Annotated in this window: 29 protein-coding genes; 6 read left to right on the top strand and 23 right to left on the bottom strand. The window is 73.1% G+C overall.

Annotated elements, in window-relative coordinates:
- Positions 1 to 634: 634 nt before the first annotated feature.
- Together rdgB and rph are read right to left on the bottom strand one after the other, a co-directional pair.
- Positions 635 to 1,246, bottom strand: a complete 612-nt coding sequence (rdgB, locus tag O4U47_RS08470) for an RdgB/HAM1 family non-canonical purine NTP pyrophosphatase (RefSeq protein WP_270677102.1) — start codon at positions 1,244 to 1,246, stop codon at positions 635 to 637.
- An 8-nt stretch (positions 1,247 to 1,254) separates the two neighbouring features.
- Complete coding sequence (gene rph / locus O4U47_RS08465) at positions 1,255 to 1,932, bottom strand: ribonuclease PH (RefSeq protein WP_408638948.1); 678 nt, start codon at positions 1,930 to 1,932, stop codon at positions 1,255 to 1,257.
- 102 nt (positions 1,933 to 2,034) lie between these two features.
- On the opposite strand from rph, the gene O4U47_RS08460 reads away from it, so the two are divergent.
- Positions 2,035 to 2,739 carry a hypothetical protein gene (locus O4U47_RS08460; RefSeq protein WP_270677096.1) on the top strand — a complete coding sequence of 235 codons (705 nt, stop codon included), beginning with the start codon at positions 2,035 to 2,037 and terminating at the stop codon, positions 2,737 to 2,739.
- 32 nt (positions 2,740 to 2,771) lie between these two features.
- On the opposite strand, the gene O4U47_RS08455 is transcribed toward O4U47_RS08460, so the two are convergent.
- From O4U47_RS08455 to clpS, 7 genes are all read right to left on the bottom strand, one after another.
- On the bottom strand, positions 2,772 to 3,554 hold the full coding sequence (locus O4U47_RS08455) for an MBL fold metallo-hydrolase (RefSeq protein WP_270677094.1): 783 nt from the start codon (positions 3,552 to 3,554) through the stop codon (positions 2,772 to 2,774).
- 214 nt (positions 3,555 to 3,768) lie between these two features.
- On the bottom strand, positions 3,769 to 4,575 hold the full coding sequence (locus O4U47_RS08450) for a thioesterase family protein (protein WP_270677093.1): 807 nt from the start codon (positions 4,573 to 4,575) through the stop codon (positions 3,769 to 3,771).
- A 73-nt stretch (positions 4,576 to 4,648) separates the two neighbouring features.
- The gene (locus tag O4U47_RS08445) at positions 4,649 to 5,596 is read right to left on the bottom strand and encodes a PLP-dependent cysteine synthase family protein (protein WP_270677092.1); all 948 of its coding nucleotides are present in this window, start codon (positions 5,594 to 5,596) and stop codon (positions 4,649 to 4,651) included.
- 5 nt (positions 5,597 to 5,601) lie between these two features.
- On the bottom strand, positions 5,602 to 5,880 hold the full coding sequence (locus O4U47_RS08440; RefSeq protein ID WP_270677090.1) for a MoaD/ThiS family protein: 279 nt from the start codon (positions 5,878 to 5,880) through the stop codon (positions 5,602 to 5,604).
- Positions 5,881 to 5,918: 38 nt separating this feature from the next.
- Positions 5,919 to 6,347 (bottom strand): M67 family metallopeptidase, encoded by a 429-nt coding sequence (locus tag O4U47_RS08435; protein WP_270677089.1) that lies wholly within the window; start codon positions 6,345 to 6,347, stop codon positions 5,919 to 5,921.
- Positions 6,348 to 6,425: 78 nt separating this feature from the next.
- A complete protein-coding gene (locus tag O4U47_RS08430) occupies positions 6,426 to 6,983 on the bottom strand; it encodes a DUF2017 domain-containing protein (RefSeq protein ID WP_270677087.1) in 558 nt (185 codons plus the stop codon).
- Positions 6,984 to 6,992: 9 nt separating this feature from the next.
- Positions 6,993 to 7,289 (bottom strand): ATP-dependent Clp protease adapter ClpS, encoded by a 297-nt coding sequence (gene clpS / locus O4U47_RS08425; RefSeq protein WP_270677086.1) that lies wholly within the window; start codon positions 7,287 to 7,289, stop codon positions 6,993 to 6,995.
- Positions 7,290 to 7,385: 96 nt separating this feature from the next.
- Here clpS and O4U47_RS08420 point away from each other — a divergent pair, with 96 nt between their 5' ends.
- Together O4U47_RS08420 and O4U47_RS08415 are read left to right on the top strand one after the other, a co-directional pair.
- Complete coding sequence (locus tag O4U47_RS08420; protein ID WP_270677085.1) at positions 7,386 to 8,696, top strand: nicotinate phosphoribosyltransferase; 1,311 nt, start codon at positions 7,386 to 7,388, stop codon at positions 8,694 to 8,696.
- The gene (locus O4U47_RS08415) at positions 8,697 to 9,278 is read left to right on the top strand and encodes an isochorismatase family protein (protein ID WP_270677084.1); all 582 of its coding nucleotides are present in this window, start codon (positions 8,697 to 8,699) and stop codon (positions 9,276 to 9,278) included.
- Positions 9,279 to 9,299: 21 nt separating this feature from the next.
- Here the strand turns inward: O4U47_RS08415 and O4U47_RS08410 are convergent, their stop codons facing one another.
- The 12 genes from O4U47_RS08410 to O4U47_RS08355 form a co-directional block, all read right to left on the bottom strand.
- Positions 9,300 to 10,310 (bottom strand): tryptophan--tRNA ligase, encoded by a 1,011-nt coding sequence (locus O4U47_RS08410; protein WP_270677083.1) that lies wholly within the window; start codon positions 10,308 to 10,310, stop codon positions 9,300 to 9,302.
- 20 nt (positions 10,311 to 10,330) lie between these two features.
- Positions 10,331 to 11,287, bottom strand: a complete 957-nt coding sequence (locus O4U47_RS08405) for a zinc metalloprotease (RefSeq protein WP_270677082.1) — start codon at positions 11,285 to 11,287, stop codon at positions 10,331 to 10,333.
- Between the two features lie 83 nt (positions 11,288 to 11,370).
- On the bottom strand, positions 11,371 to 13,098 hold the full coding sequence (locus O4U47_RS08400; RefSeq protein WP_270677081.1) for a DEAD/DEAH box helicase: 1,728 nt from the start codon (positions 13,096 to 13,098) through the stop codon (positions 11,371 to 11,373).
- Between the two features lie 51 nt (positions 13,099 to 13,149).
- A complete protein-coding gene (locus O4U47_RS08395) occupies positions 13,150 to 13,326 on the bottom strand; it encodes a hypothetical protein (RefSeq protein WP_270677080.1) in 177 nt (58 codons plus the stop codon).
- A 4-nt stretch (positions 13,327 to 13,330) separates the two neighbouring features.
- Positions 13,331 to 14,119, bottom strand: a complete 789-nt coding sequence (locus O4U47_RS08390) for a class E sortase (RefSeq protein ID WP_270677079.1) — start codon at positions 14,117 to 14,119, stop codon at positions 13,331 to 13,333.
- A gap of 113 nt (positions 14,120 to 14,232) precedes the next feature.
- The gene (locus tag O4U47_RS08385) at positions 14,233 to 14,475 is read right to left on the bottom strand and encodes a DUF3039 domain-containing protein (protein ID WP_270677078.1); all 243 of its coding nucleotides are present in this window, start codon (positions 14,473 to 14,475) and stop codon (positions 14,233 to 14,235) included.
- Between the two features lie 54 nt (positions 14,476 to 14,529).
- Positions 14,530 to 15,081, bottom strand: a complete 552-nt coding sequence (locus tag O4U47_RS08380) for a YqgE/AlgH family protein (protein WP_270677077.1) — start codon at positions 15,079 to 15,081, stop codon at positions 14,530 to 14,532.
- A 52-nt stretch (positions 15,082 to 15,133) separates the two neighbouring features.
- Complete coding sequence (locus tag O4U47_RS08375; RefSeq protein WP_270677076.1) at positions 15,134 to 16,543, bottom strand: NAD-dependent malic enzyme; 1,410 nt, start codon at positions 16,541 to 16,543, stop codon at positions 15,134 to 15,136.
- 167 nt (positions 16,544 to 16,710) lie between these two features.
- Positions 16,711 to 17,343, bottom strand: coding sequence for a cytidylate kinase-like family protein (locus tag O4U47_RS08370; protein ID WP_270677074.1), 633 nt, complete (start codon positions 17,341 to 17,343; stop codon positions 16,711 to 16,713).
- Positions 17,344 to 17,399: 56 nt separating this feature from the next.
- Positions 17,400 to 18,338 (bottom strand): co-chaperone YbbN, encoded by a 939-nt coding sequence (locus tag O4U47_RS08365; RefSeq protein WP_270677073.1) that lies wholly within the window; start codon positions 18,336 to 18,338, stop codon positions 17,400 to 17,402.
- Between the two features lie 18 nt (positions 18,339 to 18,356).
- Positions 18,357 to 20,060 carry an acyl-CoA mutase large subunit family protein gene (locus O4U47_RS08360; protein WP_270677072.1) on the bottom strand — a complete coding sequence of 568 codons (1,704 nt, stop codon included), beginning with the start codon at positions 20,058 to 20,060 and terminating at the stop codon, positions 18,357 to 18,359.
- Between the two features lie 23 nt (positions 20,061 to 20,083).
- On the bottom strand, positions 20,084 to 20,614 hold the full coding sequence (locus O4U47_RS08355) for a MarR family winged helix-turn-helix transcriptional regulator (RefSeq protein WP_270677071.1): 531 nt from the start codon (positions 20,612 to 20,614) through the stop codon (positions 20,084 to 20,086).
- Between the two features lie 126 nt (positions 20,615 to 20,740).
- On the opposite strand from O4U47_RS08355, the gene O4U47_RS08350 reads away from it, so the two are divergent.
- From O4U47_RS08350 to O4U47_RS08340, 3 genes are all read left to right on the top strand, one after another.
- Positions 20,741 to 22,723 (top strand): glycosyl hydrolase family 18 protein, encoded by a 1,983-nt coding sequence (locus tag O4U47_RS08350; RefSeq protein WP_270677070.1) that lies wholly within the window; start codon positions 20,741 to 20,743, stop codon positions 22,721 to 22,723.
- Between the two features lie 140 nt (positions 22,724 to 22,863).
- Positions 22,864 to 24,564, top strand: a complete 1,701-nt coding sequence (locus O4U47_RS08345; protein ID WP_270677069.1) for a glycosyl hydrolase family 18 protein — start codon at positions 22,864 to 22,866, stop codon at positions 24,562 to 24,564.
- 64 nt (positions 24,565 to 24,628) lie between these two features.
- Positions 24,629 to 25,072, top strand: a complete 444-nt coding sequence (locus O4U47_RS08340; RefSeq protein WP_270677068.1) for a GNAT family N-acetyltransferase — start codon at positions 24,629 to 24,631, stop codon at positions 25,070 to 25,072.
- Here the strand turns inward: O4U47_RS08340 and meaB are convergent.
- Together meaB and O4U47_RS08330 are read right to left on the bottom strand one after the other, a co-directional pair.
- Positions 25,050 to 25,997, bottom strand: a complete 948-nt coding sequence (gene meaB / locus O4U47_RS08335) for a methylmalonyl Co-A mutase-associated GTPase MeaB (protein ID WP_270677067.1) — start codon at positions 25,995 to 25,997, stop codon at positions 25,050 to 25,052. The two genes, O4U47_RS08340 and meaB, sit on opposite strands and share 23 nt — an antisense overlap.
- A gap of 38 nt (positions 25,998 to 26,035) precedes the next feature.
- Complete coding sequence (locus tag O4U47_RS08330; protein ID WP_270677066.1) at positions 26,036 to 26,566, bottom strand: DinB family protein; 531 nt, start codon at positions 26,564 to 26,566, stop codon at positions 26,036 to 26,038.
- Positions 26,567 to 26,569: the final 3 nt, after the last annotated feature.

The raw sequence follows: 26,569 nt of genomic DNA, 5'->3' as shown, positions 1-26,569 counted from the left end.
CGCGCTGTTGAGTTCTCAAGAAGCAACCGCTCATCCCGTACAAGCCCCGGATCCGTTCCCGGCCCGGCCGCTTTTCCGCTAGAGGCGGCTTTCCGCTTTGTTGTGCCCTCACTTTATCAGGGCCGCTCATTCCCGCCAAATCGGCGGCTTTCGCATTTCCCTGGGACGCTCCCCCTCCACCGGTCCTCCTCCGCCCCTGCGCCAAAAGCGCGATGGACGGGAACGAGGTCCGCACAGTGGAGATGCCCGCTCAAGCGGACGGAGTGTCTTCGGTGAGGTGCGGCCCCGACCGCCCACCCCGTCAGCCCCTAGGGCCGTGTGGATGTTCGGGTCTCGGTGAACCGCGATGTCCTCCAGCATACACACCCGAGGGCGGTGCCTCGAACGGTTTTCCAGAGGACGTGCGCCGGATAGATCGGACGCTCCCTAGAGGAGGTGTCCCATCCGGCGACCCCAGTAACGCTACCGGACCCCGGCACCATTCCGCACAGGACACGCCGTGCGCCCCGTCACATGCCCCACTGAACCACGTCCCCTAGCCCCCTACACGAAAAGGGCCGTCCCGCCCGCTCAGCGGGCGGGACGGCCCTCCCGCTACTCACGCCGTGCTCACGCCGCACTCACACCGTGCCCCTCAGGCCAGGTCCCGGATCTCCTCCGCGAGCGCGCGGAAGGCCTTGCCCCGGTGGCTGATGGCGTTCTTCTCCTCGGGCTCCATCTCCGCGGTGGTGCGGGTCTCCCCCTCGGGCACGAACACCGGGTCGTAGCCGAACCCGTTGCCCCCGCGCCGCTCGCGGATGATGCTCCCCCGCATGACGCCCTCGACCGCGGTCTCCACTCCCCCGGGCACGACGAGCGCGGCCGCGGCGACGAACTCCGCCCCGCGGCGCCCGTCGGGGGTGTCGGCGAGCTGGTCGAGCACCAGGTGCAGGTTGGCCAGGTCCTTGTCGCCGGCGGCGTCGCCGAACCGGCCCGACCAGCGCGCGGACAGCACCCCGGGCATCCCGTTGAGGGCGTCCACCCGCAGCCCGGAGTCGTCGGCGACCGCCGGGAGCCCGGTGTGCATGGCGACCGCCCTCGCCTTGAGCAGAGCGTTGCCGGTGAAGGTGGGCTCGGTCTCGGCCACCTCGGGCGCCTCCGGGTAGGCGTCGAGCCCGACCACGTCGGCCTCGACCCCGGCGCCGGCCAGCACGGCCTGCATCTCGGGCACCTTCTTGGCGTTCCTGGTGGCCAGCACCAGTTTCAGGCGCGCGCTCACCCCGCCAGCGCCTTCTTCTGCAGCTCGGTGAGCTCGGCGCAGCCGCCGACGGCCAGGTCCAGCAGGGTGTCCAGCTCGGACCGGTCGAAGGGGGCGCCCTCGGCGGTGCCCTGCACCTCGACGAAGTTCCCGTCGCCGGTGACGACGACGTTCATGTCGGTCTGGGCGACCGAGTCCTCCAGGTAGTTCAGGTCCAGGCGGGCCTGGCCCTGCACCATGCCGACGCTGACGGCGGCCACGGACCCGGCCAGCGGGTTGTTCTTCAGGTTGCGCTTCTTGCGCAGGAACTTGACCGCGTCGGCGAGGGCGACGTAGGCGCCGGTGATGGCCGCGGTGCGGGTGCCGCCGTCGGCCTGGAGCACGTCGCAGTCCAGGGTGATGGTGTTCTCCCCCATCGCCTTGAAGTCGATGACCGCGCGCAGCGAGCGGCCGACCAGGCGGGAGATCTCGTGGGTGCGGCCGCCGATCTTGCCCTTGACCGACTCGCGGGCGCCGCGGGTGTCGGTGGAGCGGGGAAGCATCGCGTATTCGGCGGTCACCCAGCCCTCGCCGGTGCCGCGGCGCCAGCGCGGAACGCCTTCCTCCACGGTGGCCGCGCACAGGACGCGGGTGTCCCCGAACTCGATGAGCGCGGAGCCCTCCGCGTGGCGGAGCCAGTTGCGGGTGATGTTCACGGGGCGAAGTTGGTTCGGAGCGCGTCCGTCGGGTCGAGCCATGCTTCGCAGACTATCGGTGGCCGCGGTCCGGTCGCGCGGATCTCTGGCACCATTGGGGCCATGTTCGCGCTTCCCCGAGGGTTCCCGGGCGCACCGGCCGCCGCGGCCGCGGCGATGGCGGCGGTGACCCTGGCGACGGGGTGCGCGGCCGGGGAGCCGTCCCCGTCGTCCGGTTCCCCCGACGGGTCGCCGCCGGGGTCGCCGGAGGCGCCCCCGGCCTGGGAGTCGTTCGGTGGACGGGCCCTGGCCCCGTCCGGCGCCCCGTCCGATGGTCCGGGCGCGGCCGACGAGGCGGAGGCCCCGGACGGGCCGGAGCCGGTGGAGGTGCCCGACACCTGCGAGGCGGCGGGGCTGCCGGAGGACGCGGAGGCGTTCGCGGCGATGGCGCCCGAGGACGCCCAGTTCACCCAGGTGCGCGGGGCGACCGCGCTGGAGTGCTCGTGGGCGGGGTTCGACCGGGGCGACGGCAGCGAGGTGGTGCTGGTGTCGCTGGCATCGGAGGGCAGCCTGGTGGAGACGCCGGGCACGCTCCCGCCCCGGGTGCGCGACGCGGTCGCGGAGGGGTCCCGCGCCTACTTCACCACGTCCGAGCTGACCGGGCTGGGCGGGTTCGCGGAGTGGCGGTCCGGGGAGCGGTTCTCGCGGGTGCGGCTGCACCTGCCGGGCCTGCTGGTGACGGTGCAGGCCAACAGCGACATGTGGGAGGAGGAGGGCGGCGCGGCCGTGGAGGCGGCGACCGCCGCCGCGGAGGGACTGCTTCCCTAGCCCCTCCCCCGGCCTCCTCGTCCTCGTCCTCGTCAGCTCCCGACGGCGTCGAGGGCCTCGGCCTCGACCCCGATCCGGTAGACGGCGCCCGGGCGGGCGAGCTCCACCGGCCCGCTGTAGGCGCTGCGGGCCTCCCGCAGGGTGATGGCGTCGTCGTTCCAGGGCACCAGGTGGGTCAGGACGAGGCGGCGCGCCCCGGCCAGGTCGGCGTGGGCCCCGGCCTCGGCCCCGGTGAGGTGCACCCCGTGCGGGTTGTCGTGGTGGTCGTGGAACGAGGCCTCGCACAGGAACAGGTCGGTGTCCAGGGCCAGGCGGGTGAGCTCGTCGCAGGTGGCGGTGTCGCCGCTGTAGGCGAGGGTGGACCCTTCGTGCTCCAGGCGGATGCCGAAGGCGTCGACGGGGTGGTTCACCCGGCCGACGGTGGCGCTGATGGGGCCGATGTTCACCTCGCCGGGGGCGAGTTCGACGAAGTCGAAGGTCTCGCGCATGCCGGGGTCGGGGTCGAGCCCGTAGGCCTCGGCCATGCGGGCGGCGACGCCGGGCGGTCCGTAGACGGGGATGCGGGGCTTGGGCCCACCCTGCGGGTAGGTGCGCGCGACCCAGTAGGAGCACAGGTCGAAGCAGTGGTCGGCGTGCAGGTGGCTGAGGTAGACCGCGTCGATCCCGTAGATGTCGGTGTACTTCTGGAGCGCTCCGAGGGCGCCGTTGCCGAGGTCGAGGAGCAGGCGGAAGCCGCCGGCCTCGACGAGGTAGCACGAGGCGGGGCTGGCCGGGCCGGGGAAGCTCCCCGAGGAGCCGATGATGGTGAGTCGCACGTCGCTTTTGCCTTTTCGGGTGGAATGCCTCCGCGGAGACCAGCGCGGCGGCGCCGAGCCGGGCGTCTCCATGTTCTCCGTGTTACGGGTCTACCCCAATGACCGCTGCGGTGGTACCGAATGTGGCCCGCGTCTCACGCGGCCTGAATCACATGTGACCGGGTACCAGAACCGAACACTCCACGTTTTTCCTGGTCAAGGCTATCAAGCCGGGTCAGAGCCCGGATCGGGCGAGTTGCCGCGCCTGGGCGACGAGCCGCCCCTTCACATCCCACAACTCCACGCTCTCGTCGAACCAGCCGTCGGCGGCGCTGCGGCCCTCGGCGCGGAAGGCGAGCGGCCCGGGCTCGGGGACGGCGCGCATGTGCCAGGTCAGCTCGACGGTGGGGGCCCACCGCCAGGGGCGGACGACGCTGACGACCGGCGGCAGCGCGTCGACGGCCAGGGCGAGGAATCCGGCGGGGTCGGCGGGTTCTCCGTCGCCGGGGGCGGCGCGCAGGTGTCCGGCGAGCTCGGGTTCGGGGGCCTCGGTGCGGCGGGCGAGCCGTTCCCAGGTGCGCGGGGTGAAGTACTGCTCGATTCGGCCGCTGAAGCCCTCCTCCCCGGTGGCGCTGCGGCGGGGGTCCAGCCTGCGGCAGGCCTCGGGCGGGGGCAGGTCGGGGGCGGCGGCGGTGTAGTCGGGTGCGGCGCGGGGGTCGAGGCGCCCGGCGGAGATGTGGCCGGTGACGAGGTCGCGGCCGTCCTGGGAGAGGGTGGCGCGCAGGGTGGTGACGGTGCGCCCGGTCTTGAGCACCTCGGTGCGGATCCGCGCGGGTCCGGGGCCGGCCGGGCGCAGGAAGTGGTAGGCGGAGGAGACCGGGTGGGGGTGGCCGGGGGCGCTCGCCAGGGCGGCGCGCTGGAGGACGGCCATGAGGTAGCCGCCGTTCATGGCGGTGCCGATCAGGTAGCCGGGGTCGAGGTCGGCGGTGCACCGGCCGTCGCCGTCGGCGCGGACCCGGGTGGCGCGGTCGAAGCGGGACATGCGCCCATTGAACCGAACAGCGTTCGGAACGCGCCACCCGGGGTGGCGGTACTACGGCGGCACTACGGGGGTACTACGCCCAGAGCTGGCCCTCCAGGCGCTCCTCGGCTTCGGCCAGGGTGCCCTCGTAGGCGCCGGTGGACAGGTACTTCCACCCGCCGTCGGCGATGACCAGGGCGATATCGGCGCGCTCGCCGGCCTTGGCCGCCTTGGCGGCCATGGCCAGGGCGGCGTGCAGGGCCCCTCCGGTGGAGATCCCGGCGAAGATGCCCTCCTTCTCCAGCAGGTCCCGGGTGCGGCGCAGGGCCGCGTCCGAGGGCACGGAGAAGCGGGTGGTGAGCACGTCGGCGTCGTAGAGCTCGGGCACGAACCCCTCGTCGAGGTTGCGCAGCCCGTAGACCAGCTCGCCGTAGCGCGGCTCGGCGGCGACGATCTTCACGCCGGGCCGGTGCTCGCGCAGGTAGCGCCCCACCCCCATGAGGGTGCCGGTGGTGCCCAGCCCCGCCACGAAGTGGGTGATCTCCGGCAGGTCCGCGAGCAGTTCGGGACCGGTGGTCTCGTAGTGCGCGCGGGCGTTGGCGGGGTTGCCGTACTGGTAGAGCATCACCCAGTCGGGGTGCTCCGCGGCCATCTCCTTGGCCACCCGGACGGCCTCGTTGGAGCCGCCCTCGGCCGGGGAGGAGTGCACCTCGGCGCCCCACATCCGCAGGAGCTGGCGGCGCTCGGCGGAGGTGTTCTCCGGCATGACGCAGACCATGCGGTAGCCGCGCAGGCGGGCCACCATGGCCAGGGAGATGCCGGTGTTGCCCGAGGTGGGCTCCAGGATGGTGCAGCCCGGCGCGAGCAGCCCGTCCTTCTCGGCCTGCTGGACCATGGAGAAGGCCGCCCGGTCCTTGATGGAGCCGGTGGGGTTGCGGTCCTCCAGTTTGGCCCAGAGGCGCACGTCGGGGGCGGGCGAGAGGGCGGGCAGGCCGACGAGGGGCGTGCCGCCCAGGGAGTCGAGGAGCGAGTCGTGGCGCATGGCGGCTAGCGCATGCCCCCGGCGACGGCCGGGAGGACGGTGACGGTGTCGCCGTCGGCGACCTGCGCCTCGATCCCGCCGAGGAAGCGGACGTCCTCGTCGTTGAGGTAGACGTTGACGAAGCGCCGCAGCTTGCCGCCGTCCACCAGCTTCTCGCCGAGGCCGGGGTGGCGCCGGTCCAGGTCGTCGATGAGCTCGGCGAGGGTGGCGCCGCTGGCCTCGACGGCCTTGGCGCCGTCGGTCAGGTTGCGCATGATGGTGGGGATGCGGACCTCGGTGGCCATGGTGTCTCCAGATTCGTCGTCGGCTGTGCTGATCGGTGTCAACGGGCGGGTTCGCCGGTGAATTCCACGACTTCCACGGGCTCTTCGGTGACCTCGCCGTCGACGATCCGGTAGGAGCGGAACTCGGCGGTCTCCGCGTCGCGGGTGGAGACCAGCACGTAGTGCGCGCCGGGCTCGGAGGCGTAGGAGACGTCGGTCCGGGAGGGGTAGGCCTCGGTCGCGGTGTGCGAGTGGTAGATGACCACGGGCTCCTCGTCCCGGTCGTCCATCTCCCGCCAGACCCGCAGCTGCTCCTTGGAATCGAAGCGGTAGAAGGTCGGCGAGCGCTCGGCGTTGGCCATCTCGACCATGCGCTCGGGCCGGTCGGAGCCGATGGGGCCGGCCACGATGCCGCACGCCTCGTCGGGGTGGTCGCGGCGGGCGTGGGCGACGATCCGGTCGCGGATCTCCCGGTTGATCCTCAGCATGGCCCTCAGCGTAGCCGAGAAATTATCCCTACCCACTCACTGGGTATGACTTTTTCGGGCGTGCCCGCCGCCGCGCCCTCAGCGCTCGGCCATCAGCGCCTGGACCAGCGTCTCCTGCACCCCGCCGAGCCACTCGTACACGCTCAGCGCGGCCCGGTCCGCGGGCCCGTCGGCGCGCACCCGTGTCTCGCCGCCGTCCTCCTCGACGCCGAGCCGCGTGCCCAGCGCCAGCCGCACGTCGTTGAGCGCCTTGAGCCAGGCGTGCGCGTCGCCGGTGTCGAGCACCAGCTCCCCGCCGTCGGGGCCGAGCCCGGACAGCCCGGAGATCACCGCCTCGGCGTTCTCCCGCTTGTGCCGCCGCAGGTCGCCCTCGGTGTAGCGGCGGAACTCCCCGGAGGCCTCGCGGTCGCCCCCGTAGGCGTCCGGCAGCAGCCGGGCCAGCACGGGGTCCTCGGGGGCGTCGGGTGCGTCGGCGGCGCCGGAGAGGCCGACCAGCGCCTCCAGCGGGTCGCCCCCGCCCTCGGGCGGCTCCACCAGCTCCAGGACGAGCCCGGCCATCGAGCGCAGCACCGCGGCCTCGTCCCGGTCCAGGCGGATGCTCACCCCGCCGCGCACGGCGCGGAATCCGTCGGTCATCCGGACACCCTATTCATCGTGCTTGAGCGTCGCCCACAGGCCGTAGGTGTGCAGCACCGACACGTCGCGCTCCATCTCCTCGCGGGAGCCGGAGGAGACCACGGCGCGCCCCTTGTGGTGCACGTCCATCATCAGCTTGTGCGCCTTGGCCCTGGAGTAGCCGAAGACGGTCTGGAAGACATAGGTGACGTACGACATGAGGTTCACCGGGTCGTTCCAGACGATGGTCACCCACGGCTTGTCGGGGCGGACGTCCTCGTCCGCCTCCGGCCGTTCCAGCTCGACCGGCGCCGGAGCGGTCCCCATGGGTCACTCCCCTTTCTCCTGCGGTACCGGCTCCATTGTCCCACCGACGGGCACCGCTATTTTGGTACCGAGAGACACAAACTAGTCTGGATGCCCATGACCGAGCACGCGAGCAGCGCCCTGCTCACCGACCGGTACGAGCTGACCATGCTGCAGGGGGCCCTACGCAGCGGGGCGGCGCACCGCCGGGCCGTCTTCGAGATGTTCGCCCGCCGCCTGCCCGAGTCGCGGCGCTACGGGGTGGTGGCCGGGACCGGGCGGCTCCTGGAGGCACTGCGCGACTTCCGGTTCGGCACGGCCGAGCTGGACTACCTCTCCGACGCCGGAGTGGTGGACGAGCCCACCCTCGACTGGCTCGCCGACTACCGCTTCACCGGCGACGTGTGGGGCTACGGCGAGGGGGAGTGCTACTTCCCCGGGTCGCCGATCCTGGTGGTCGAGGGCACCTTCGCCGAGGCGGTGCTGCTGGAGACGCTGGCGCTGTCGGTCTACAACCACGACACCGCGATCGCCTCGGCCGCCTCCCGGATGGCCGTCGCCGCCCAGGGGCGGCCGATGATCGAGATGGGCTCGCGCCGCACCCACGAGGGCGCGGCGACGGCCTCGGCGCGCGCCGCCTACATCGCCGGGTTCGCCAGCACCTCCAACCTGGAGGCGGGCCGCCGCTGGGGCGTGCCCACCGCCGGAACCAGCGCGCACGCCTTCACTCTGCTGCACGACAGCGAGCGCCACGCCTTCCAGGCCCAGCTCGACGCGCTGGGGCCGGGCACCACACTGCTGGTGGACACCTACGACGTGGCGCGCGCCGTGGGCACCGCGGTGGAGCTGGCCGGGACCGGCCTGGGCGGGGTGCGGGTGGACTCGGGCGACCTGGCCGCCGAGGCCGCGCGGGTGCGCACCCAGCTGGACGGGCTGGGCGCCTCCGACGCCCGCATCGTGGTCACCGGGGACCTGGACGAGTACGCGATCCAGGCGTTGGCGATCGCGCCGGTGGACGGCTACGGGGTGGGCACCGCGCTGGTGACCGGCTCGGGCGCGCCGACGGCGTCGCTGGTGTACAAGCTGGTGGCCCGGTCCCGGGAGGCCGCGCCGGACGCGCCGCTGGAGCCGGTGGCCAAGCGGTCGGTGGGCAAGCCCAGCAAGGGCGGGCGCAAGTGGGCCTCGCGCACGCTCGACGAGGACGGGACCGCCACCGCCGAGCTGGTGCACACCCACGAGCCCGAACCGCGCCCGGGGCTGAGGCCGCTGCTGCGGCGGCTGGTGGAGGGCGGCGAGGTGGTGGGCGCCGAGCCGCTGGATGCGGCCCGCAAGCGGCACGCCCGGTCGGTGGCCGAGCTGCCGGCCGCGGCCCGCCGGATGTCGCGCGGCGAGCCCGCGCTGCCCACCGAGTTCCCAGGGAGGCCCTAGATGAGTGAGAACAGAGCACTGGTCGTCGTCGACGTGCAGAACGACTTCTGCGAGGGCGGCAGCATGGGGGTGAACGGGGGCGCCGCGGTGGCCGCGGAGGTCACCGCCTACATCGCCGCGCACCGCCGCGCGTACGCGCACGTGGTCGCCACCCGCGACTACCACGTGGACCCGGGCGGCCACTTCTCCGATGAGCCGGACTTCACCGACACCTGGCCGCCGCACTGCGTGGTGGGCACCGAGGGCGCCGAGTTCCACCGGTCCTTCGACGCCTCCGGCGTGGAGGAGGTGTTCAGCAAGGGCGCCTACACCGCCGCCTACAGCGGGTTCGAGGGCGCGGCCGAGGACGGCCGCCCCCTCGAGGAGTGGCTGCGGGCGCACGGGGTGGACGCGGTGGACGTCGTGGGCATCGCCACCGACCACTGCGTGCGGGCCACCGCGGCCGACGCGGCCGCGGCGGGGTTCGCCACCCGGGTGCTGCTGGGCCTGACGGCCGGGGTGGCACGGGCGACCACCGACGCCGCCCTGGAGGAGCTGTCCGCCAAGGGCGTCGCCCTGGAGGGCGAGCCCGTGGTCGCCTGAAGCCCCTGGCCTGAAGCGCCGTTAGGCGATGCCGGTGGCCGCGCGGACCTTGGCCATGGTCGCCTTGGCGCGGGCACGCGCGCGCTCGGCGCCGTCCTCCAGGACGGCGTCGAGCTCGCTGTCGGGCTCCATCAGCGCGTCGTAGCGCTCGCGCATGGGCCCGAAGAGGCCGTTGAGGACGTCGAAGAGCTCGTTCTTGAGCTCGCCCCAGCCCATGCCCCCGGCCTCCAGCCGCTTGCGGACGGCGGCGGTGCGGTCGGCGTCGGCGAAGTGCTCCAGGAGCTGGAAGACGGCCGAGGTGTCGGGGTCCTTGGGGTCCTCGACGGGGGTGGAGTCGGTCGGGATGCGCCGCACCAGCTTCTTGAGCTTGTTCTCCGGCAGGAACAGCGGGATGTGGTTGTCGTAGGACTTGCTCATCTTCCGGCCGTCGGTGCCGGGCAGCAGGCTGGACTCGCCCTCGGGGAACTCCCCCTCGGGGACCGGGAAGGCGTAGGCGGCCCCGTAGAGGTGGTTGAACGACCCGGCGATGTCGGCGGTGTACTCGATGTGCTGGCGCTGGTCGCGGCCGACGGGGACGATGTCGGCCTCCATCACCAGGATGTCGGCGGCCATGAGGACCGGGTAGTTGAACAGCCCCATGTTGACCCCGGCGTCCAGGTCGTCCACGCCGGCCTCGGCGTTGCGGTCCCGGGCGGCCTTGTAGGCGTGGGCGCGGTTCATCAGGCCCTTGGCGGTGACCGCGCCGAGCACGGTGGCCAGCTCGAACACCTCGGGGACGCTGGACTGCCGGTACAGGACGGTGCGCTCGGGGTCCAGGCCGCAGGCGAGCCACGTGGCGGCGACCGACCGGACGTCGTGGCGGAGTTTGGCGGGGTCCCGGACCGAGTTGAGCGCGTGGTAGTCGGCGAGGAAGTACATGCTGTCGTGCTCGCGTGCGGCTTCCAGCGCCGGGCGGATGGCCCCGATGTAGTTGCCGAGGTGCGGCATCCCCGAGGTCTGGATGCCGGTCAGGTAGGTCTTGGTCGCTGCCATGGGACCAATCCTAGCGGCGGTCAGCCGCGCTTCCCGGACCGGAAGGCGTACCAGTGGTCGGCCATCCGGTCGGCCTGGCCCCGGGTGAAGCGCTCCATGCAGGCGTCGTCGCTGTAGTCCATGAAGTTGTCCACCGGGTCGGCGCCGCCGCGGGCGGGGCAGGTGTCGCGCCCGGTGGGGCAGCCGGTGGCCTGCTCGCGCTCGTAGGGGGTGTCGGCGACGTAGTCGCCGGGCGAGGAGCAGCCGTTCTGGAAGGTGTGGAACAGGCCGAGCCAGTGCCCGGTCTCGTGGGTGGCGGTGTGGCCCAGGTCGAAGTTCTCGCGGCCGCCGCCGGGCACGGTGCGGTGGTCGACGACGACGCCGTCGGCCCCGGGGTCGCCGCCGTAGTCCTGCGGGAAGGTGGACCGGCCCAGGACGCCGTGGCCCAGGTCGGCGGTGTAGAGGTTGAGCGTCTCGGGACCGCCCCGGCGCATCTCGGCCCGCTCGGCCGAGCCCCGGCGCCCGACGGAGGCGAAGGCGCCGTCGTCGGCGGTGCGGGTGATGTCGCGCAGCTCGAAGCGGAACCCGGTGTCGTCGCCGCCGTAGCCGCCGCCGAAGGCCCGGTTGAGCACGTCGATCTGGCGGCGGACGGTGCCGTCGGACAGGTCGCCGGTCCCGTCCTCGGCGCTGACGACGTGCACCACCACGGGGACGGTGTGCCGGTCGCCGCGGGCGTGCTGGGGCACCCGCTCGCGGCGCAGGCGGCGCTCGTACTCGGCGGCCTGGGCGTCGCTGATGGCGCCGCCCTCCGAGGCACGCCCGCCGAGCCGCCCGTCGATGCGCCCGTCGATCGGCGCCTCCCCGGGTGCGCACCGCTCCGGCCCGGCGGCGCGTTCGGACTCCCCGGCGGCCGTGGTGGCCAGCAGCCCGGCCAGCGCGGCGGCGCAGGCCGCCAGGCCCGCACCGGTCCGCCCGATCCTTCTCGCTCGTTCCCCCATGCTGCGGAACGTACCGGCACGACCACTTTGAGCGATTACGCCGCGCGGGCCCGCATCGCCGCCCTTGCCGGGTGTTTACCGGTTCAGGATCCGCCGGTGGCCCAGGCCCGGATCTTGGCGATGCGCTCGGTGATCTGGTCCGGGGAGGCCTGCGCGATCGGCGGGCCGCCGCAGGCCCGGCGCAGCTCGTTGTGGATCATCCCGTGCGGGCGGCCGGTCCGGTGGTGCCAGGCGCCCACCAGCCCCTGGAGCTCCTTGCGCAGCGCCGCCACCCGCTCGTGCTCGGGCGGGCCGCCGTCCGGCTCCCCGCCCGCGGGCGGCTTGCGCTCCCCGGACCGCTGGTCGGCCTTGCGCTTGCGGAGCAGCTGGGCCACCTGCTCGGGCTCCAGCAGCCCGGGCAGGCCGAGGAAGTCCTCCTCCTCGGGCGAGTCGGGGGTACCGCCGCCGAACTCCGAGCCGTCGTAGAGCACCCGGTCGAACTCGGCCGAGGCCTCCATCGTCTCGAAGGGCAGCTCCTCCCCCGCGTCGGGGGTGTCCCGCTTCTTACGGGCCTCGTCCAGCTCCCGGCCCTCGGGGTCGAACTCCTCGCCCTCCTTCAGCGGCCGGTCGAGCGCGTGGTCGCGCTCGCGCTCCATCTCCCCGGCCAGCTCCAGCAGGGTGGGCACCGACGGCAGGAAGACCGAGGCGACCTCGCCGCGGCGGCGCGAGCGCACGAAGCGCCCCACCGCCTGGGCGAAGAACAGCGCGGTGCTGGTCGAGGTGGCGTACACGCCGACCATCAGCCGCGGCACGTCCACGCCCTCGGAGACCATGCGCACCGCCACCATCCACCGCTCCTCGGACTCGGCGAAGCGGGAGATCTTCTTGCTGGCGGTCGGGTCGTCGGAGAGCACCACGGTGGCGCCCTGCCCGGTGATCTTGCGCAGGATGCGCGCGTAGGCGCGGGCGGCCTCGTGGTCGGTGGCGATGACCAGGCCCCCGGCGTCGGGGGTGGCGTTGCGCACCTCGGTCAGCCGCCGGTCGGCGGCGGTGAGGACCTTCTTGATCCAGTCGCCCTTGGGGTCGAGCGCGGCCTTCCAGGCCTGCGCCAGGGCGTCCTGGGTGAGCGGCTCGCCCAGGCGGGCGGCGAGCTCGTCCCCGGCCTTGGTGCGCCAGCGCATCTCCCCGGAGTAGGCCATGAAGAGGACCGGCCGGACGACGCCGTCGCCCAGCGCCGGGGCGTAGCCGTAGTTGTAGTCCCAGGAGCAGCGGCGCACGCCCTCGGCGTCCTGGACGTAGTCCACGAACGGGATGGGGTTGACGTCGGACCGGAAGGGGGTGCCGGTCAGCGCCAGCCGCCGGGCCGCCGGGTCGAAGGCCTCGCGCACCGCCTCGCCCCAGGACAGCGCGTCCCCGGCGTGGTGCACCTCGTCGAAGATGACCAGGGTGCGCCGCGCCTCGGTGCGGTTGCGGTGCAGCATCGGGTGCGCGGCCACCTGCGCGTAGGTGACCGCCGCCCCGGTGTACCGCCGCCCCAGCGCCCCCTGCCCGTTCTTGAAGTCCGGGTCGATGGCGATGCCGAACCGCGCGGCGGCCTCGGCCCACTGCTTCTTGAGGTGCTCGGTGGGGCACACGATGGTGATGGACCGCACCGCGTGCCGCGCCAGCAGCTCGGAGGCGAGCGTCAGCGCGAAGGTGGTCTTGCCCGCCCCGGGCGTGGCCACCGCGAGGAAGTCCCTCGGGTCTCTTCGGAAGTACTCCTCGAACGCCTCGCGCTGCCACTGGCGCAGCCCGGCGAGGCGCTCCCCCGTGCTCGTCTGCAGGACCGTCATCCGACCATTCCCCTGTTGCTCACCCGGACGAGGGTATCCGAGGCGGGGAGGTCAGCCGCCTGCCCCCGCACCCGTGTCGACCGCGCCGTCGTTGAAGGGCATGTAGGGGTCGGCCCAGGGGAAGACGACGTACCAGAGCAGCCAGGCGGCCCCGGCCAGCAGCGCCAGCGCCAGGACGATCTTGACCGGGACGGGGCCCGGGAGCAGTCGCCAGATCAGCCCGTACATCGCGTCACTCCCCCTCGTCCGCCTGGCCCTCGGGGGCCATGTCCGCGATGCTGTCGGGCATGCCCTGGTCCTTGGGGCGGGTGTCGGTCAGCTCGGCCGTCACGATCAGCCGGTGGGTGTTGTTGAGCTTGGGCGCGCAGGTGGTGAGGGTCAGCAGCGCCCGCTGGGGGTCGTCGTTGTTCGCCGGGTCGAACGGGTCGGGGTCGACCACCTCGACCTTGTCGGGGGTGACGGTGCGCTCGTCGACGACCTCGTAGGTGTAGAAGTTCTCCGCGTCCTCCAGGACGATCGGGTCGCCGTCGGAGAGCTGGTCGATGTCCCAGAAGATGCCCGAGACGCGGTGCCCGGCCACGGCGTAGTTGCCCATCTCACCGGGGGCGGCCGCGTCGCCTCCGGCCACGTCGTCGTCGGTGTAGTGGCCGGGGCTGTACTTGATGTCGTCCGGCTGGACGCCGTTGACGACCACCCACTGCAGGTCGAGCCCGGGGATGTACATCCGGCTGTCGGCCGAGCCCGGCAGCGGCTCGGAGTCGGGCCCCTTGGGCTCCTCCCAGGCCTGCTGCAGGTCGTCGCCGAGGGCCTGCTGCTCCTGCTGCGTCTCGAACTGCTTGCCGTACACCTGGTAGGCGGCGAAGAACAGCATGACGACACCGGCGGTGAACAGCAGCTCGCCGAACCCGCGCAGGATCCCGCGGGCGATGTCGCCCGCGGTGACCGGCCGCCGCCGACGGCGCCGCCGCCCGCGATCCGCTCCGGCCCTGCGGTGCGCCCCCCGCTCGGTGGTGGAAACCATGTGACCTACCTGACCTACCCGCCGTCACCGTCCTAAGGGAGCGTATCCTGCCCCACCCGCCCCTGGGTGCCGCGAACGCCGCAGCGGCGGGCGGACCGGGACGACACGACCGGTCAGGCGGTCATCTCTTCGTAGATCTCCTTGCACTCCGGGCAGACGGGGAACTTCTTGGGGTCCCGGTTGGGCACCCAGACCTTGCCGCACAGCGCGATGACGGGGGCGCCGGTCACCGCGCTCTCGGTGATCTTGTCCTTCTGCACGTAGTGCGCGAAACGCTCGCGGTCCCCGTCGTCGTGCGAGATGTCCGGCCGGGTCTCGGACTCCGGGACGACCTTGTTCAGCACATCCATCGCCATGTTCGCCTCACACCTCCTGCGTCTGCCGTCCACCGTATCGCCGTGGGCGGGGGGTCAGTTCAACTCCGGGTCGTCGGGCAGGGTGGCCACCAGCGCCAGGTCGCCCCCCTGGCGGCGCAGCACCCGCGCCCACAGCGTCTCCGGGTCGACGGAGAACACGTCCTCGGCCAGAGCGGGCAGCACGTACCAGGCGCCCTCCTCGATCTCGGCGCCGAGCTGGCCCTCACCCCACCCGGCGTACCCGGCGAAGACGCGGAAGCGGCCCAGGGCGACGCCGAGGATCTGCGGGGGCGCGTCGAGGTCGACCACGCCCACCCCCTGCGGCGCGGGCGGGCCGTCCGGCGGGGACTCCAGGGGGCGCCAGCCCGGCGGCTCCCCGGCGCCGCCGGGCACGCCCAGGGCGAGCCCGGCGCCCTCGCCGACCGGCCCCCCGGCGAACATCACCGGCGGGTCGCTGGCGAAGCCCCCCCAGTCGGCGAGCACCTCGGCCACGGGCAGCCGGGAGGGGCGGTTGACGACGACCAGCACGACGGTGCGGCGGAAGTGGGGGTCCTCCAGCGCGGGCGCGGCGACCAGCAGCCGCCCGGTGAGGTCGGTTCCGTCCATACCCGGCTGTCTACCCCCGCCCCCGGTCCCGGTACCTCGTCCTCGGCGCGCCCTAGTCCTCGGCGCGACCGTGCCCGCCGCGCACGGCGACGTCGCGGACGGCGGCGGCCACGCTCTTGGACAGGTTGGTGTGGAAGACGCTGGGGATGATGTAGTGCGGGCCGAGCTCGTCGTCGGTGACGGCGTCGGCGATGGCGTCGGCGGCGGCGACCATCATGTCGGAGTCGACGTGGTCGCTCTGGGCGTCCAGCAGGCCGCGGAAGAACCCGGGGAAGACCAGCACGTTGTTGATCTGGTTGGGGTAGTCGCTGCGGCCGGTGGCCACCACCGAGGCGTGCAGCCGGGCGACGTCCGGGTCGACCTCGGGGTCGGGGTTGGCCAGGGCGAAGATGATGGCGTCGTCGTTCATCTCGGCGATGTCCTCGCCGCCGAGCACGTTGGGGGCGGACACGCCGATGAACACGTCGGCCCCGTCCACGGCGCCCCTGAGGTCGCCGCCGTAGCCCTCGGGGTTGGTGTTGGCGGCGATCCACTCCAGGTTGGGGTCGAGGTCGTCGCGGCCCTTGTGGACGGCGCCGTGCACGTCGCAGACCACGATGTGCTTGGCCCCGGCGTGCATGAGGAGCTTGAGGATGGCGGTGCCGGCGGCCCCGGCGCCGGACATGGCGATGCGCACCCCGCCCAGGTCCTTGCCGACCACGCGCAGGGCGTTCTTGAGGGCGGCGAGCACGACGATGGCGGTGCCGTGCTGGTCGTCGTGGAAGACGGGGATGTCGAGCAGCTCGCGCAGGCGGGCCTCGACCTCGAAGCAGCGGGGGGCGGAGATGTCCTCCAGGTTGACACCGCCGAAGCCGGGGGCGATGACCTGGACGGTGCGCACGATCTCGTCGACGTCCTGGGTGTCCAGGGCGATGGGCCAGGCGTCGATGTCGGCGAAGCGTTTGAACAGGGCGGCCTTGCCCTCCATGACCGGCATGGAGGCCTCGGGGCCGATGTTGCCCAGGCCGAGCACGGCCGAGCCGTCGGTGACCACGGCGACGCTGTTGCGTTTGACGGTCAGGCGGCGGGCGTCGGCGGGGTTGGCGGCGATGGCCTGGGAGACGCGGGCCACGCCGGGGGTGTAGGCCATGGACAGCTCATCCCGGTTGCGCAGCGGCACCTTGGACTTCATCTCGATCTTGCCGCCGAGGTGCATCAGGAAGGTGCGGTCGCTGACCTTGTGGACGACGACGCCCTCGACGGCGCCGAGGGCGTCCACGATCGCCTGGGCGTGGTCGGTGTCGCGGGCCGCGCAGGTCACGTCGATACGGATCCGCTCGTGGCCGGCCTGCGCCACGTCCAGGGCCGTGATGACGCCCCCCACGTGCTCGACCGCGCTGGTGAGGCCGCCGACCGCGCTGCCGTGGCCGTCGACCTCGAGCCGGACGGTTATGGAGTAGGAGACGCTGGGAAGGGTGGCCACGTAAAGCTCCTCTGTGTCACATGTCTGCTGCGCCACGGCGCGCTCAGGCTCAGGTCGCGCGCCGGCGGCACCGCCGGGCGGTCCTGGCTGGGTGGGCCCCCGGTGGCTCCCGGTGCTCGGGCGCACCCTTCATGGTGCCACCGCCGCAGATCAAACGGCGCACCGCACTACATTTCCGGTGCCCGCTCCCGGGCCAGGCGCACGATCACGTCGGTGCAGGCCTCCGGCGGGACCGCGGTGGCGTCGAGCACGATGTGGTACAGGGCCGCATCGCCGGGGTCCACCCGGTAGAAGCGGCGCACGTAGGCGCTGCGGGCGCGGTCGTTGGCCTCCAGCTCGCGCATGTCGCCGGTCCCCGACCGGGCGAGCCGCGCGTCCTTGGGGCCGTCCAGGCGCACGTGCAGGGCGCCGGGGCGGTCGGCGAGGACCACCGCCCCGGCCCGCCCGAGCACCACCGCCCCGGTGGCGGCGACCCGCTCCAGGACGTCCTCGGTGCGGTCGACGAACTCCTGGTCGTACAGGATGCGCCCGTCGGCGTCGGAGGGGGTGACGTAGGCGGGGTCGACGCTGCCGAGGGTGACCGTGGGCAGCCGCGCGGCGCTGGCCAGCAGCCGTTCGAAGCCGGTGGGCGCCCGGCCGTCGTGGCGCAGCGCGTCCTCCAGGGAGCAGCCGATCTCCTCGGCGACCGCCCCGGGGATCGCCCGGTCCACGAAGGGGACGCCGAGGCGCTCGGCGACGGCCGTGCCCACCGCGCCGCCGCCGGCCCCGAAGGTCGCCGAGATGGTCACCACGTACGGCATGAACTGGTTCTACCCGCCGCGCGGCTTCCTGGAACAGCGCCGCCGGAACAGCGCCGCTAGAACAGCGCCGCGGTGAGCTGGCGCCGCGCCTTGGACACCGCCGGGTCGGTCGGGGGCAGCACCTCGAACAGCCCCAGCAGGTGCTTGCGGACCCGGTCGCGGTCCTCGTCGCGGGTGTTCTTGACCAGGGTGATGAGCCGGTTGAAGGCGTCCTCCACCTTCTGGCCGTACATGTCGATGTCGGCGACCTGGATCTGGGCCCCGATGTCGCCGGGGTCGTCGGCGGCGGCCTTGCGCGCGGCGGCGGCGTCGACCCCGCGCAGCCGCCGGATCAGCCGCACCTGGGCCAGGCGCTGCTTGGCGTGCTCGTTCTTGGGGTCCGATTCCAGGGCCGTGGCGTAGACCTGCTCGGCGGCGTCGAAGTCGTCGCGCTGCAGCGCCTCCTGGGCCTCGGCGTCCACCGGGTCGGCCTCGGCTGCCGGACCCCCGGCGCCCTCGGCGTCCTCGGGGCCCAGCCCGGTGAACTCCTGCGGGAGCACGTTCTGGCTGCGCAGCTCCTCGAAGACCTGGGAGAGCCATTCGCGCAGCTGGGCCCCGGTGGCCGGGCCGGTCGGGCCGGGCACCACCTGGCCGCCGATGACCAGGGCGATCATCGGGGCGGCGGGCACCCGCAGCGCCTGGGCGAGCTGCGGGCTGGCCTGCACGTCGACCTTGGCGACCGCCCACTGGCCCCCGGCGCCGATGGCCAGCCGGTCGATGGCCGCCTCGACCTGGGAGGACTGCTCAGAGGAGGACTGCAGCACGGCCAGCACGACGGGCGTGCTCATCGAGCGCTGCAGGACCTCGTCCTGGAAGTTGTTCTCGTCGACGTCGATCGCGTACGGGTTGGCGGTCCCCGAGGCCTGCGCGGCCTCCCGCTTGGCCTCGCGTTCCATGGCGGCCTTGCGCGCCCCGAGGTCGACCGCACCCTGCATGGAGTAGTCCGATGGCTGCATGCCTCCATCCTGCCCCATCTAGAATCGTGGGTCCTCCACGTAGGCGCCGAACTCCTCGCCCATCGTGCGGCAGATCTCCCCGAGGGTGGCCTCGGCGCGGGCGGCGTCCAGGATGAGGGGGACGAGGTTGCCCGCGGCGGGGTCGCGCACGGCGGCAAGCAGCCGGTCCAGGGCGGCCTGCACGGCGGCCCCGTCCCGCCCTTCGCGGCGCCCCTTGAGCAGCTCCACCTGGTCGCGCTCGACCTCGTGGCTGATCCGCAGGATGTCGACCTCCCCGGAGACGGTGGAGGTGGCGGTGTTCACCCCGACGATGCGCTTGTCCCCCTTCTCGAGCGCCTGCTGGTACCGGAAGGCCGACTCGGCGATCTCGGAGCTGAACCACCCGTTGCGGATCCCGGCCAGGATGCCGGAGGTCACCGGGCCGATCGCGTGGTCGGCGTCCTCTCCGCCGCCCATGGCGATGATCTTGGCGAAGGTCCGCTCGGCCTCGGCCTCCATCCGGTCGGTGAGCGCCTCCAGGTAGTAGGAGCCGCCGAGCGGGTCGGCCACGTTGGCCGCCCCGGTCTCCTCCATGAGGACCTGCTGGGTGCGCAGGGCGATCTCGGCGGACTGCTCGGTGGGCAGCGCCAGGGTCTCGTCCAGGGCGTTGGTGTGCAGGGAGTTGGTGCCGCCCAGGACGGCCGAGAGCGCCTCGACGGCGGTGCGCACCACGTTGTTGTAGGGCTGCTGGGCGGTGAGCGACACCCCGGCGGTCTGGGTGTGGAACCGGAGCCACTGGGCCTTCTCGGAGGTGGCGCCGAAGCGGTCGCGCATCCAGCGGGCCCAGATGCGGCGGGCGGCGCGGAACTTGGCGATCTCCTCGAAGAAGTCGATGTGGGCGTCGAAGAAGAAGGACAGCCCGGGGGCGAAGGTGTTCACGTCCAGGCCGCGGGACAGGCCCAGCTCGACGTAGCCGAACCCGTCGGCGAGGGTGAAGGCGAGCTCCTGGGCGGCCGTGGCCCCGGCCTCGCGGATGTGGTAGCCGGAGACCGACAGCGGCTTGAAGGCGGGGATGTTCTCCGCGCAGTACTCCATCAGGTCGCCGATGAGGCGCAGGTGGGGCTCGGGCGGGTACAGCCACTCCTTCTGGGCGATGTACTCCTTGAAGATGTCGGTCTGCAGGGTGCCGTTGAGCTTCGCCAGGTCGGCGCCCTGGCGCTCGGCGGCGGCCAGGTACATGCAGAAGGCGGGCACCGCGGGGCCGCTGATGGTCATCGAGGTGGTGGTGTCCTGCAGCGGGATGCCGTCGAAGAGGACGTCCATGTCGGCGGTGGAGTCCACGGCGACGCCGCAGTGGCCCACCTCGCCCAGGGCGAAGGGGGCGTCGGAGTCGTAGCCCATGAGGGTGGGCATGTCGAAGGCGACGGACAGCCCCCCGCCCCCGGCCTCCAGGATCATCTTGTAGCGCTCGTTGGTCTGGCGGGCGTTGCCGAACCCGGCGAACTGGCGGATGGTCCAGGGGCGGCCCCGGTAACCGGTGGGGTGGAGCCCGCGGGTGAAGGGGAACTCCCCGGGCCAGCCGATCCGCTCGAAGCCGGGGATGTCGGCGCCCTCCGGCGGCCCGTAGGCCGGGTCGACCTCCTGCCCGGAGAGCGTGCTGAAGTCGGCCTCGCGCTTGCGGGCGGAGTCGTAGCGCCGCTGCCAGCGCTCCCGCCCGGCCCCGATCTGCTCACTGGTCGCCATACCGACGATAGTAGGACTTCCAACTAATTTTCGGTAGGGGCGCCCTCCGGATCGGGGAAGTCCCCGAACCCCACCCGCAGCTTGACGAAGGAGCGGTGCATCTCGCGCAGCTCCTCGCCGGTGTAGCCCTCCAGCCCGAAGTCCATGTCCAGCAGGTCCCGGGTGGCCTGCTCGACCACCTCGCGCCCCTCCCCGGTGATCTCGGCCAGGGTCCCGCGCCCGTCGCTGGGGTTGGGCTTGCGGCGCACGAACCCCTGGCGCTCCAGCCGGTCGATGGTGTTGGTGACGCTGGTGGGGTGCACCATGAGCCGCTCGCCGATCTTGCCCAGGGGCAGTCCGCCGGAGTGGCTGAAGGTGAGCAGGACCAGGGCCTCGTAGCGGGCGAAGGTGAGCGCGTAGGGCTTGAGGGCGGCGTCGAGGCGGCCGATGAGGATCTGCTGGGCGCGCATGACCGAGGTGACCGCGGCCATGGCGGGCGAGGCGCCCCAGCGCCGCGTCCAGTTCTCGTGCGCGCGCTCGATCGGGTCGAACGGCAGATTGAGCGGGTTTCCCACGCGGCCACTGTAGCGACCTGCGCACACGCCCGCGCCCGGGACGCCGGACCGGGAAGGGCCCTTGCCTCGCGGGAAATTAATAGTTAACTTTCCTAAAAATTAACCCCCGAGCGTGAGGACACCCCCATGTCCCGCAGACCCCCCGCACTCGCCGCGGTGATCGCCGCGGTGACCGCGCTCCCCCTCGCCCTGTCGGCCGCCCCCGCCGCGGCCGACCCGGCCCCCGCGGCCGCCCCCGAGGGCGTCACCGTCGTCTACACCGAGGGCTCCTCCTGGGAGACCGGCTACAGCGGCCAGTTCACCATCGACAACGCCTCCTCCGCCGACCTGTCCGACTGGCGGATCGAGGTGACGCTGCCCGGCGGCGCCGAGATCACCAGCCTGTGGAACGCCACCATGGACAAGGCCGGCAGCGACTACACGCTCACCCCGCCGAGCTGGGGGGCGACCGTCCCGGCCGGCGGCACCTACCAGATCGGCTTCAACGGCTCCCTGTCCTCCGGCGCCACCGAGACCGCGCCGGTCTCCTGCACCGTCAACGGCTCCCCGTGCGCGGGCGGGCCCGGCGGGGACGACACCGAGGCGCCGACCGCGCCGGAGGGGCTGTCGGTCTCGGGCACCACCTCCAGCAGCGTCGGGCTGTCCTGGACCGGCTCCACCGACGACGTCGGCGTGGCCGGATACGAGGTGCTCTCCGGCGGACAGGCGGTGCGCACCGTCATCGGGGACACCCCGTCGGCCACCGTCTCGGGCCTGGACCCCGACACCGAGTACACCTTCACCGTCCGCGCCTTCGACGCCGCGGGCAACCGGTCGGCCGAGAGCACGGCGGCCACCGCCCGCACGGACACCGGCGGCGACCCCGGCGGGCCCGGCGGCGGCAAGCGGGTCGGCTACTTCACCCAGTGGGGCATCTACGACCGCGGCTACCTGGTGAAGAACGTCGACACCAGCGGCACGGCCGACCGGCTGACCCACATCAACTACGCCTTCGCCAACATCAACGCCAACGGGCAGTGCTTCCAGGCCAACCAGCTCGGCCAGGGCGACGCCTGGGCCGACTACGGCCGCTCCTTCCGCGCCGACGAGAGCGTGGACGGCGTGGGCGACACCTGGGACCAGGACCTGCGCGGCAACTTCAACCAGCTCCGCGAGCTCAAGGAGAAGCACCCGCACCTGAAGGTGAACCTGTCGATCGGCGGGTGGACCTGGTCCAAGAACATCTCGGACGCGGCGAGCACGCCGGAGTCGCGGCAGCGCATGGCCTCCTCGTGCATCGACATGTTCCTGCGCGGCAACCTGCCGGCCTTCGACGGCGCGGGCGGCCCCGGGTCGGCCTACGGCGTGTTCGACGGCATCGACCTGGACTGGGAGTGGCCGGGCTCGGAGGGCCACCCGGACAACGTCTTCAAGCCCGAGGACAAGCAGAACTTCACCGCGCTCGTGGCCGAGTTCCGCTCCCAGCTCGACGCCTTGGAGACCGAGACCGGGCGCACGTTCGAGCTGACGTCCTTCATGCCGGCGGACCCGGCGAAGGTGGAGGCCGGATTCGAGGTCGCGAAGATCATGCCGGACTTCGACTTCATCACCCTGCAGGGGTACGACTACCACGGCGCCTGGGAGACGACGACGGCCCACCAGTCCAACCTGGTGCTGGCCGCGGACGACCCGAGCGAGCCCGAACGGCGGTTCAGCGGGGAGATCGCGCTGGACGCCTGGACCTCGCGCGGCGCCGACCCCGCGGACATCGTGATGGGCGTGCCCTTCTACAGCCGCGGGTGGACCGGCGTGCAGCCGGGGCCGAACGGCGACGGGATGTTCCAGTCCTCCACCGGCCCGGCCCCCGGAACCTATGAGGACGGCATCGAGGACTGGAAGCGGCTGAAGGACCTGCCGGGCCAGGGGTACACCCTGCACCGCGACGAGCAGGCCGGGGCCGCCTGGATCTACGACGGCACCACCCTGTGGACCTTCGACGACGAGACCGAGATGCGCCGCAAGGCCGACTGGATCAACGGCCGGGGCCTGGGCGGGGCCATGGTGTGGTCGCTCGACGGCGACGATGCCCAGGGGACGCTGATGCGGTCGCTGGACGGCTCGCTGGCCTGATCCGCGGGGGACGGAGCAGGGGACGCGGAGCAGGGGACGCGGAGCAGGGCGTTGTGCAGCGCGGAACCTCCGTTGACCGCCACCGAAGGAAATAGTTAAGTTTCTTAAAAGTTCGGCACGTCAGAGGGAGTACCCCCCGCATGCGCTCTGCCCGCATCCCCCTCGCGGCCGGGGCGGCCACGGCCGCCGCCCTGCTGCTCGTCCCGCTCGCGCCCGGCGCGGCCCAGGCCGCGCCGGGCGGCGGCCCCGCCCCCACCGCCGAGCACACCGAGATCTCCCGGTGGCCCGGCGGCTACCAGGCGCAGATCACCATCACCAACCCCGGCACCGAACCGCTGGAGGACTGGAGCCTGGAGTTCGCCCTCCCCGAGGGCGCCGAGGTCCACCAGATGTGGAACGCCGAGCTGGAGGAGTCCGGCGGCGGCTACACCGCCGCTCCCCCGCACTGGGGCGCGGCCGTCCCGCCCGGCGGCACCTCCACCTTCGGCTACAACGGCCGCTACGACGGGGACGGCGCCACCGACCCGGTCGCCTGCACCCTCAACGGCGCCCCCTGCGACGGCGGGGACGACGGGGACGGGGACGGCGACGGAGGCGGCGAGGACCCCGAGTACCGCCAGGTCGGCTACTTCACCCAGTGGGGCGCCGAGGACAAGGGCTTCCACCCCAGGACGCTGGAGGACACCGGGCAGGCCGACAAGCTCACCCACGTCATCTACGCCTTCGCCAACATCGACGGCGACGGCTGCTTCGCCAGCGACGAGGAGGGCGAGGGCGAGGCCTTCTGGGACTACGGCCGCCCCTACCCCGCCGAGGAGAGCGTCGACGGCACCGCCGACGCCGACGGGCAGCCGCTGCGCGGCACCTTCAACCAGCTCCGCGAGCTGAAGGAGGCCAACCCCGGCCTGAAGGTGTCCATCGCCCTGGGCGGCTGGTCGTGGTCCACGGACTTCTCGGACGCGGCGCTGCCGGAGAACCGCGAGGAGGCGGTCGCCTCCTGCGTCGACATGTTCCTGCGCGGGAACCTGCCCGAGCGCAACGGCGCGGGCGGCGAGGGCGCCGCCGCGGGGCTGTTCGACGGCATCGACCTGGACTGGGAGTGGCCCGCCACCCCGGGCGAGCCCGGCAACGTCGTCCGGCCCGAGGACAAGGAGAACTTCACCGCGCTGGTGCAGGAGTTCCGCGGCCAGATGGACGCCCTGGGCGAGGAGACCGGCCAGGAGTACCTGCTCACCTCGTTCATGCCGGCCAACACCGGCGCCATCGACGCCGGGTACGAGGTGCCCGCGCTCATGGAGGACCTGGACTTCATCAACGTGCAGGGCTACGACCTGACCGGCGCCTGGAACCCGGCCACCGGGCACCAGGCGAACGTGCGGGTGGCCGAGGGCGACCCGGCCGGGGCGCCCCGCTCCTACGAGACGGTCGTCCAGGAGTGGGTGGACCGCGGGGCCGACCCCGAGGACATCGTGATGGGCATGCCCTTCTACGGGCGCGGCTGGCAGGGCGTGGAGCCCGGGCCGGACGGGGACGGGCTGTGGCAGGCGGCCGACGGCGCGGCGCCCGGACCCCGCGACCCCGGCTACAACGACTTCAACGTCCTCAAGGAGATGGCCGCCTCCGAGGGGTTCACCGTGCACCGGGACGACCACGCGGGCACGGCCTGGATCTACGACGGCGACCAGTGGTGGAACTACGACGACGCCACCGCCATCGCCCAGAAGGCCTCCTGGGCGCGCGAGTACGGGCTCAGCGGCGCGATGGCCTGGTCCCTGGACGGCGACACCGCGCAGGGTGAGCTGACCGCCGCCCTGCACGGCGAGCTGAACGGAAGAGAGTAGGCCCTCCCCGGACGCGGGGCGCTGCCGACGGGAGACGGCGGCGCCCCGCCCTATGCTCGGACCCATGTCCGTGATCACCGTGCGGGCGTCGGGCTTCGCCGGCCTGGACGCCTCCACCCTCTATGACCTGCTGCGCCTGCGCGTCGACGTGTTCATCGTCGAGCAGGACTGCCCCTATCCCGAGCTGGACGGGCGCGACACCGAGCCCGGGACGCTGCACGTGTGGGCCGCCGAAGGGGACCGCGTGCTGGGGTGCCTGCGGGTGCTGGAAGAGGAGGGCGGCACCGCCCGGATCGGGCGGGTGGCCACCGCCGCCGAGGCCCGCGGCCGGGGCGTGGCGGGCCGCCTCGTGGAGGCGGCCCTGGAGCGCATCGGCCCGCGGGAGGCCGTCCTGGACGCCCAGACGCGGGTCCGGGGCCTCTACGCGCGCTACGGCTTCGCCGAGGACGGGCCCGAATTCCTGGAGGACGGCATCCCCCACGTGCCTATGCGCCGTTCAGCGCCTTGAGCAGGGAGTCGGCGGCGGTGTAGGGGTCGGCCCCGGCGACGACCTCGTCGGCGAGGCGGTCCAGCGCGTCGTGGCCGTGCACGTCGGCCAGGCGGTCGCGCAGCGCCTTCATCGCGATGGCCTCGACCTCCTCGCGGGCGCGGGCGCGGCGCCGCCGGGCCAGCAGGCCCGACGCGCGCAGGTACTCGGCGTGCTTGTCCAGGTGGTCGAGCAGTTCGTCGACGCCCTCGCCGGCGGAGGCGACGGTGCTGGCCACCGGGGGCTTCCACTCCCCGGTCTCCCGCTCGGCCATGGCCACCATCTGGCGCAGGTCGCGCACGGTGGCGCGGGCGCCCTCCCGGTCGGCCTTGTTGACCGCGAACACGTCGGCGATCTCCAGCACCCCGGCCTTGGCGGCCTGGATGCCGTCGCCCATGCCGGGTGCGGCCAGCACGACCGTGGTGTCGGCGTGCCCGGCGATGTCCACCTCGGCCTGGCCGACGCCGACGGTCTCCACCAGCACGGTGTCGAACCCGGCGGCGTCGAGCACCCGCAGCGCGTGCGGGGTGGCCCAGGACAGCCCGCCCAGGTGCCCGCGGCTGGCCATGGAGCGGATGAACACCCCCGGGTCGGTGGCGTGGTCCTGCATGCGCACCCGGTCGCCGAGCAGCGCCCCGCCGCTGAAGGGCGAGGACGGGTCGACGGCGAGCACGGCCACGGTGCGGCCGCGCTTGCGCAGCTCGGCGGTGAGCGCGCTGGTGGTGGTCGACTTGCCGACGCCGGGGGCGCCGGTCAGGCCGACGATGCGGGCGCGCCCCGCCGACGGGGCCAGCCCGGCCATGACCTCCCGCAGCTGCGGGGCGCCGTTCTCCACCAGGGACACGGCGCGCGCCACCGCGCGCCGCTCGCCGCGCAGCACCCGCTCGACGAGACCGGGGACGTCCAACCTGCCACTCCTTCGTGCCGCTCGTGCCGCTCGTACCGCTAGTGCCGCTCGTGCTCCGCCGCGAACCGGCCGGTGGAGCCGTCGGTCTGCTCGCGCAGGATGTCGGCGTGCCCGGCGTGCCGGGCGGTCTCCTCGATCATGTGCACGTAGATCCAGCGGAGGGTGACCCGCCCCAGCTCGGGCTGGGGCACCGCGTCCTCCAGGGCGAACCGCGCGGCCGCGGCCCGCGACTCGGCGCAGGCCCGCCGGTAGTCCTCGGTGAGGGAGGCCACCGTGTCGCCGGGGCGCAGCTCCCAGGTGGAGTCGGGGTCGGTCGGGTCCAGGCCCAGCTCCCCGGACGGGATCCCCTGGAGCACGTGCCCGAACCAGTTCCGCTCGACCAGGGCCAGGTGCCGCAGCAGCCCCGCCAGGGTGGTGCGGGAGGGCACCAGGCGGCGCCGGGCGTCCCCGTCGGACAGCCCGGCCGCCTTCTCCTCCACGGACACCCGGAAGGCGTCCAGGAAGGACTCCAGCACCTCGCGCTCGCCGCCCTCGGGGGCGGCGGCCATGACCCGTTGAAGCGCGTCCACGGC

It is taken from the genome of Nocardiopsis suaedae (genome assembly GCF_027706745.1).
GTDB classification, from domain to species: Bacteria; Actinomycetota; Actinomycetes; order Streptosporangiales; family Streptosporangiaceae; genus Nocardiopsis_A; species Nocardiopsis_A suaedae.
This window is presented reverse-complemented; position numbering and strand designations above follow the sequence as displayed.

Excerpts from the sequence above, each read along its gene's own strand:
- O4U47_RS08460 (WP_270677096.1), top strand. The coding sequence starts at position 2,035 with ATGTTCGCGCTTCCCCGAGGGTTCCCGGGCGCACCGGCCGCCGCGGCC.
- O4U47_RS08450 (WP_270677093.1), bottom strand. The coding sequence starts at position 4,575 with ATGTCCCGCTTCGACCGCGCCACCCGGGTCCGCGCCGACGGCGACGGC.
- O4U47_RS08445 (WP_270677092.1), bottom strand. The coding sequence starts at position 5,596 with ATGCGCCACGACTCGCTCCTCGACTCCCTGGGCGGCACGCCCCTCGTC.
- O4U47_RS08440 (WP_270677090.1), bottom strand. The coding sequence starts at position 5,880 with ATGGCCACCGAGGTCCGCATCCCCACCATCATGCGCAACCTGACCGAC.
- O4U47_RS08435 (WP_270677089.1), bottom strand. The coding sequence starts at position 6,347 with ATGCTGAGGATCAACCGGGAGATCCGCGACCGGATCGTCGCCCACGCC.
- O4U47_RS08430 (WP_270677087.1), bottom strand. The coding sequence starts at position 6,983 with ATGACCGACGGATTCCGCGCCGTGCGCGGCGGGGTGAGCATCCGCCTG.
- clpS (WP_270677086.1), bottom strand. The coding sequence starts at position 7,289 with ATGGGGACCGCTCCGGCGCCGGTCGAGCTGGAACGGCCGGAGGCGGAC.
- O4U47_RS08420 (WP_270677085.1), top strand. The coding sequence starts at position 7,386 with ATGACCGAGCACGCGAGCAGCGCCCTGCTCACCGACCGGTACGAGCTG.
- O4U47_RS08415 (WP_270677084.1), top strand. The coding sequence starts at position 8,697 with ATGAGTGAGAACAGAGCACTGGTCGTCGTCGACGTGCAGAACGACTTC.
- O4U47_RS08410 (WP_270677083.1), bottom strand. The coding sequence starts at position 10,310 with ATGGCAGCGACCAAGACCTACCTGACCGGCATCCAGACCTCGGGGATG.
- O4U47_RS08405 (WP_270677082.1), bottom strand. The coding sequence starts at position 11,287 with ATGGGGGAACGAGCGAGAAGGATCGGGCGGACCGGTGCGGGCCTGGCG.
- O4U47_RS08400 (WP_270677081.1), bottom strand. The coding sequence starts at position 13,098 with ATGACGGTCCTGCAGACGAGCACGGGGGAGCGCCTCGCCGGGCTGCGC.
- O4U47_RS08395 (WP_270677080.1), bottom strand. The coding sequence starts at position 13,326 with ATGTACGGGCTGATCTGGCGACTGCTCCCGGGCCCCGTCCCGGTCAAG.
- O4U47_RS08390 (WP_270677079.1), bottom strand. The coding sequence starts at position 14,119 with ATGGTTTCCACCACCGAGCGGGGGGCGCACCGCAGGGCCGGAGCGGAT.
- O4U47_RS08385 (WP_270677078.1), bottom strand. The coding sequence starts at position 14,475 with ATGGCGATGGATGTGCTGAACAAGGTCGTCCCGGAGTCCGAGACCCGG.
- O4U47_RS08380 (WP_270677077.1), bottom strand. The coding sequence starts at position 15,081 with ATGGACGGAACCGACCTCACCGGGCGGCTGCTGGTCGCCGCGCCCGCG.
- O4U47_RS08370 (WP_270677074.1), bottom strand. The coding sequence starts at position 17,343 with ATGCCGTACGTGGTGACCATCTCGGCGACCTTCGGGGCCGGCGGCGGC.
- O4U47_RS08365 (WP_270677073.1), bottom strand. The coding sequence starts at position 18,338 with ATGCAGCCATCGGACTACTCCATGCAGGGTGCGGTCGACCTCGGGGCG.
- O4U47_RS08360 (WP_270677072.1), bottom strand. The coding sequence starts at position 20,060 with ATGGCGACCAGTGAGCAGATCGGGGCCGGGCGGGAGCGCTGGCAGCGG.
- O4U47_RS08350 (WP_270677070.1), top strand. The coding sequence starts at position 20,741 with ATGTCCCGCAGACCCCCCGCACTCGCCGCGGTGATCGCCGCGGTGACC.
- O4U47_RS08345 (WP_270677069.1), top strand. The coding sequence starts at position 22,864 with ATGCGCTCTGCCCGCATCCCCCTCGCGGCCGGGGCGGCCACGGCCGCC.
- O4U47_RS08340 (WP_270677068.1), top strand. The coding sequence starts at position 24,629 with ATGTCCGTGATCACCGTGCGGGCGTCGGGCTTCGCCGGCCTGGACGCC.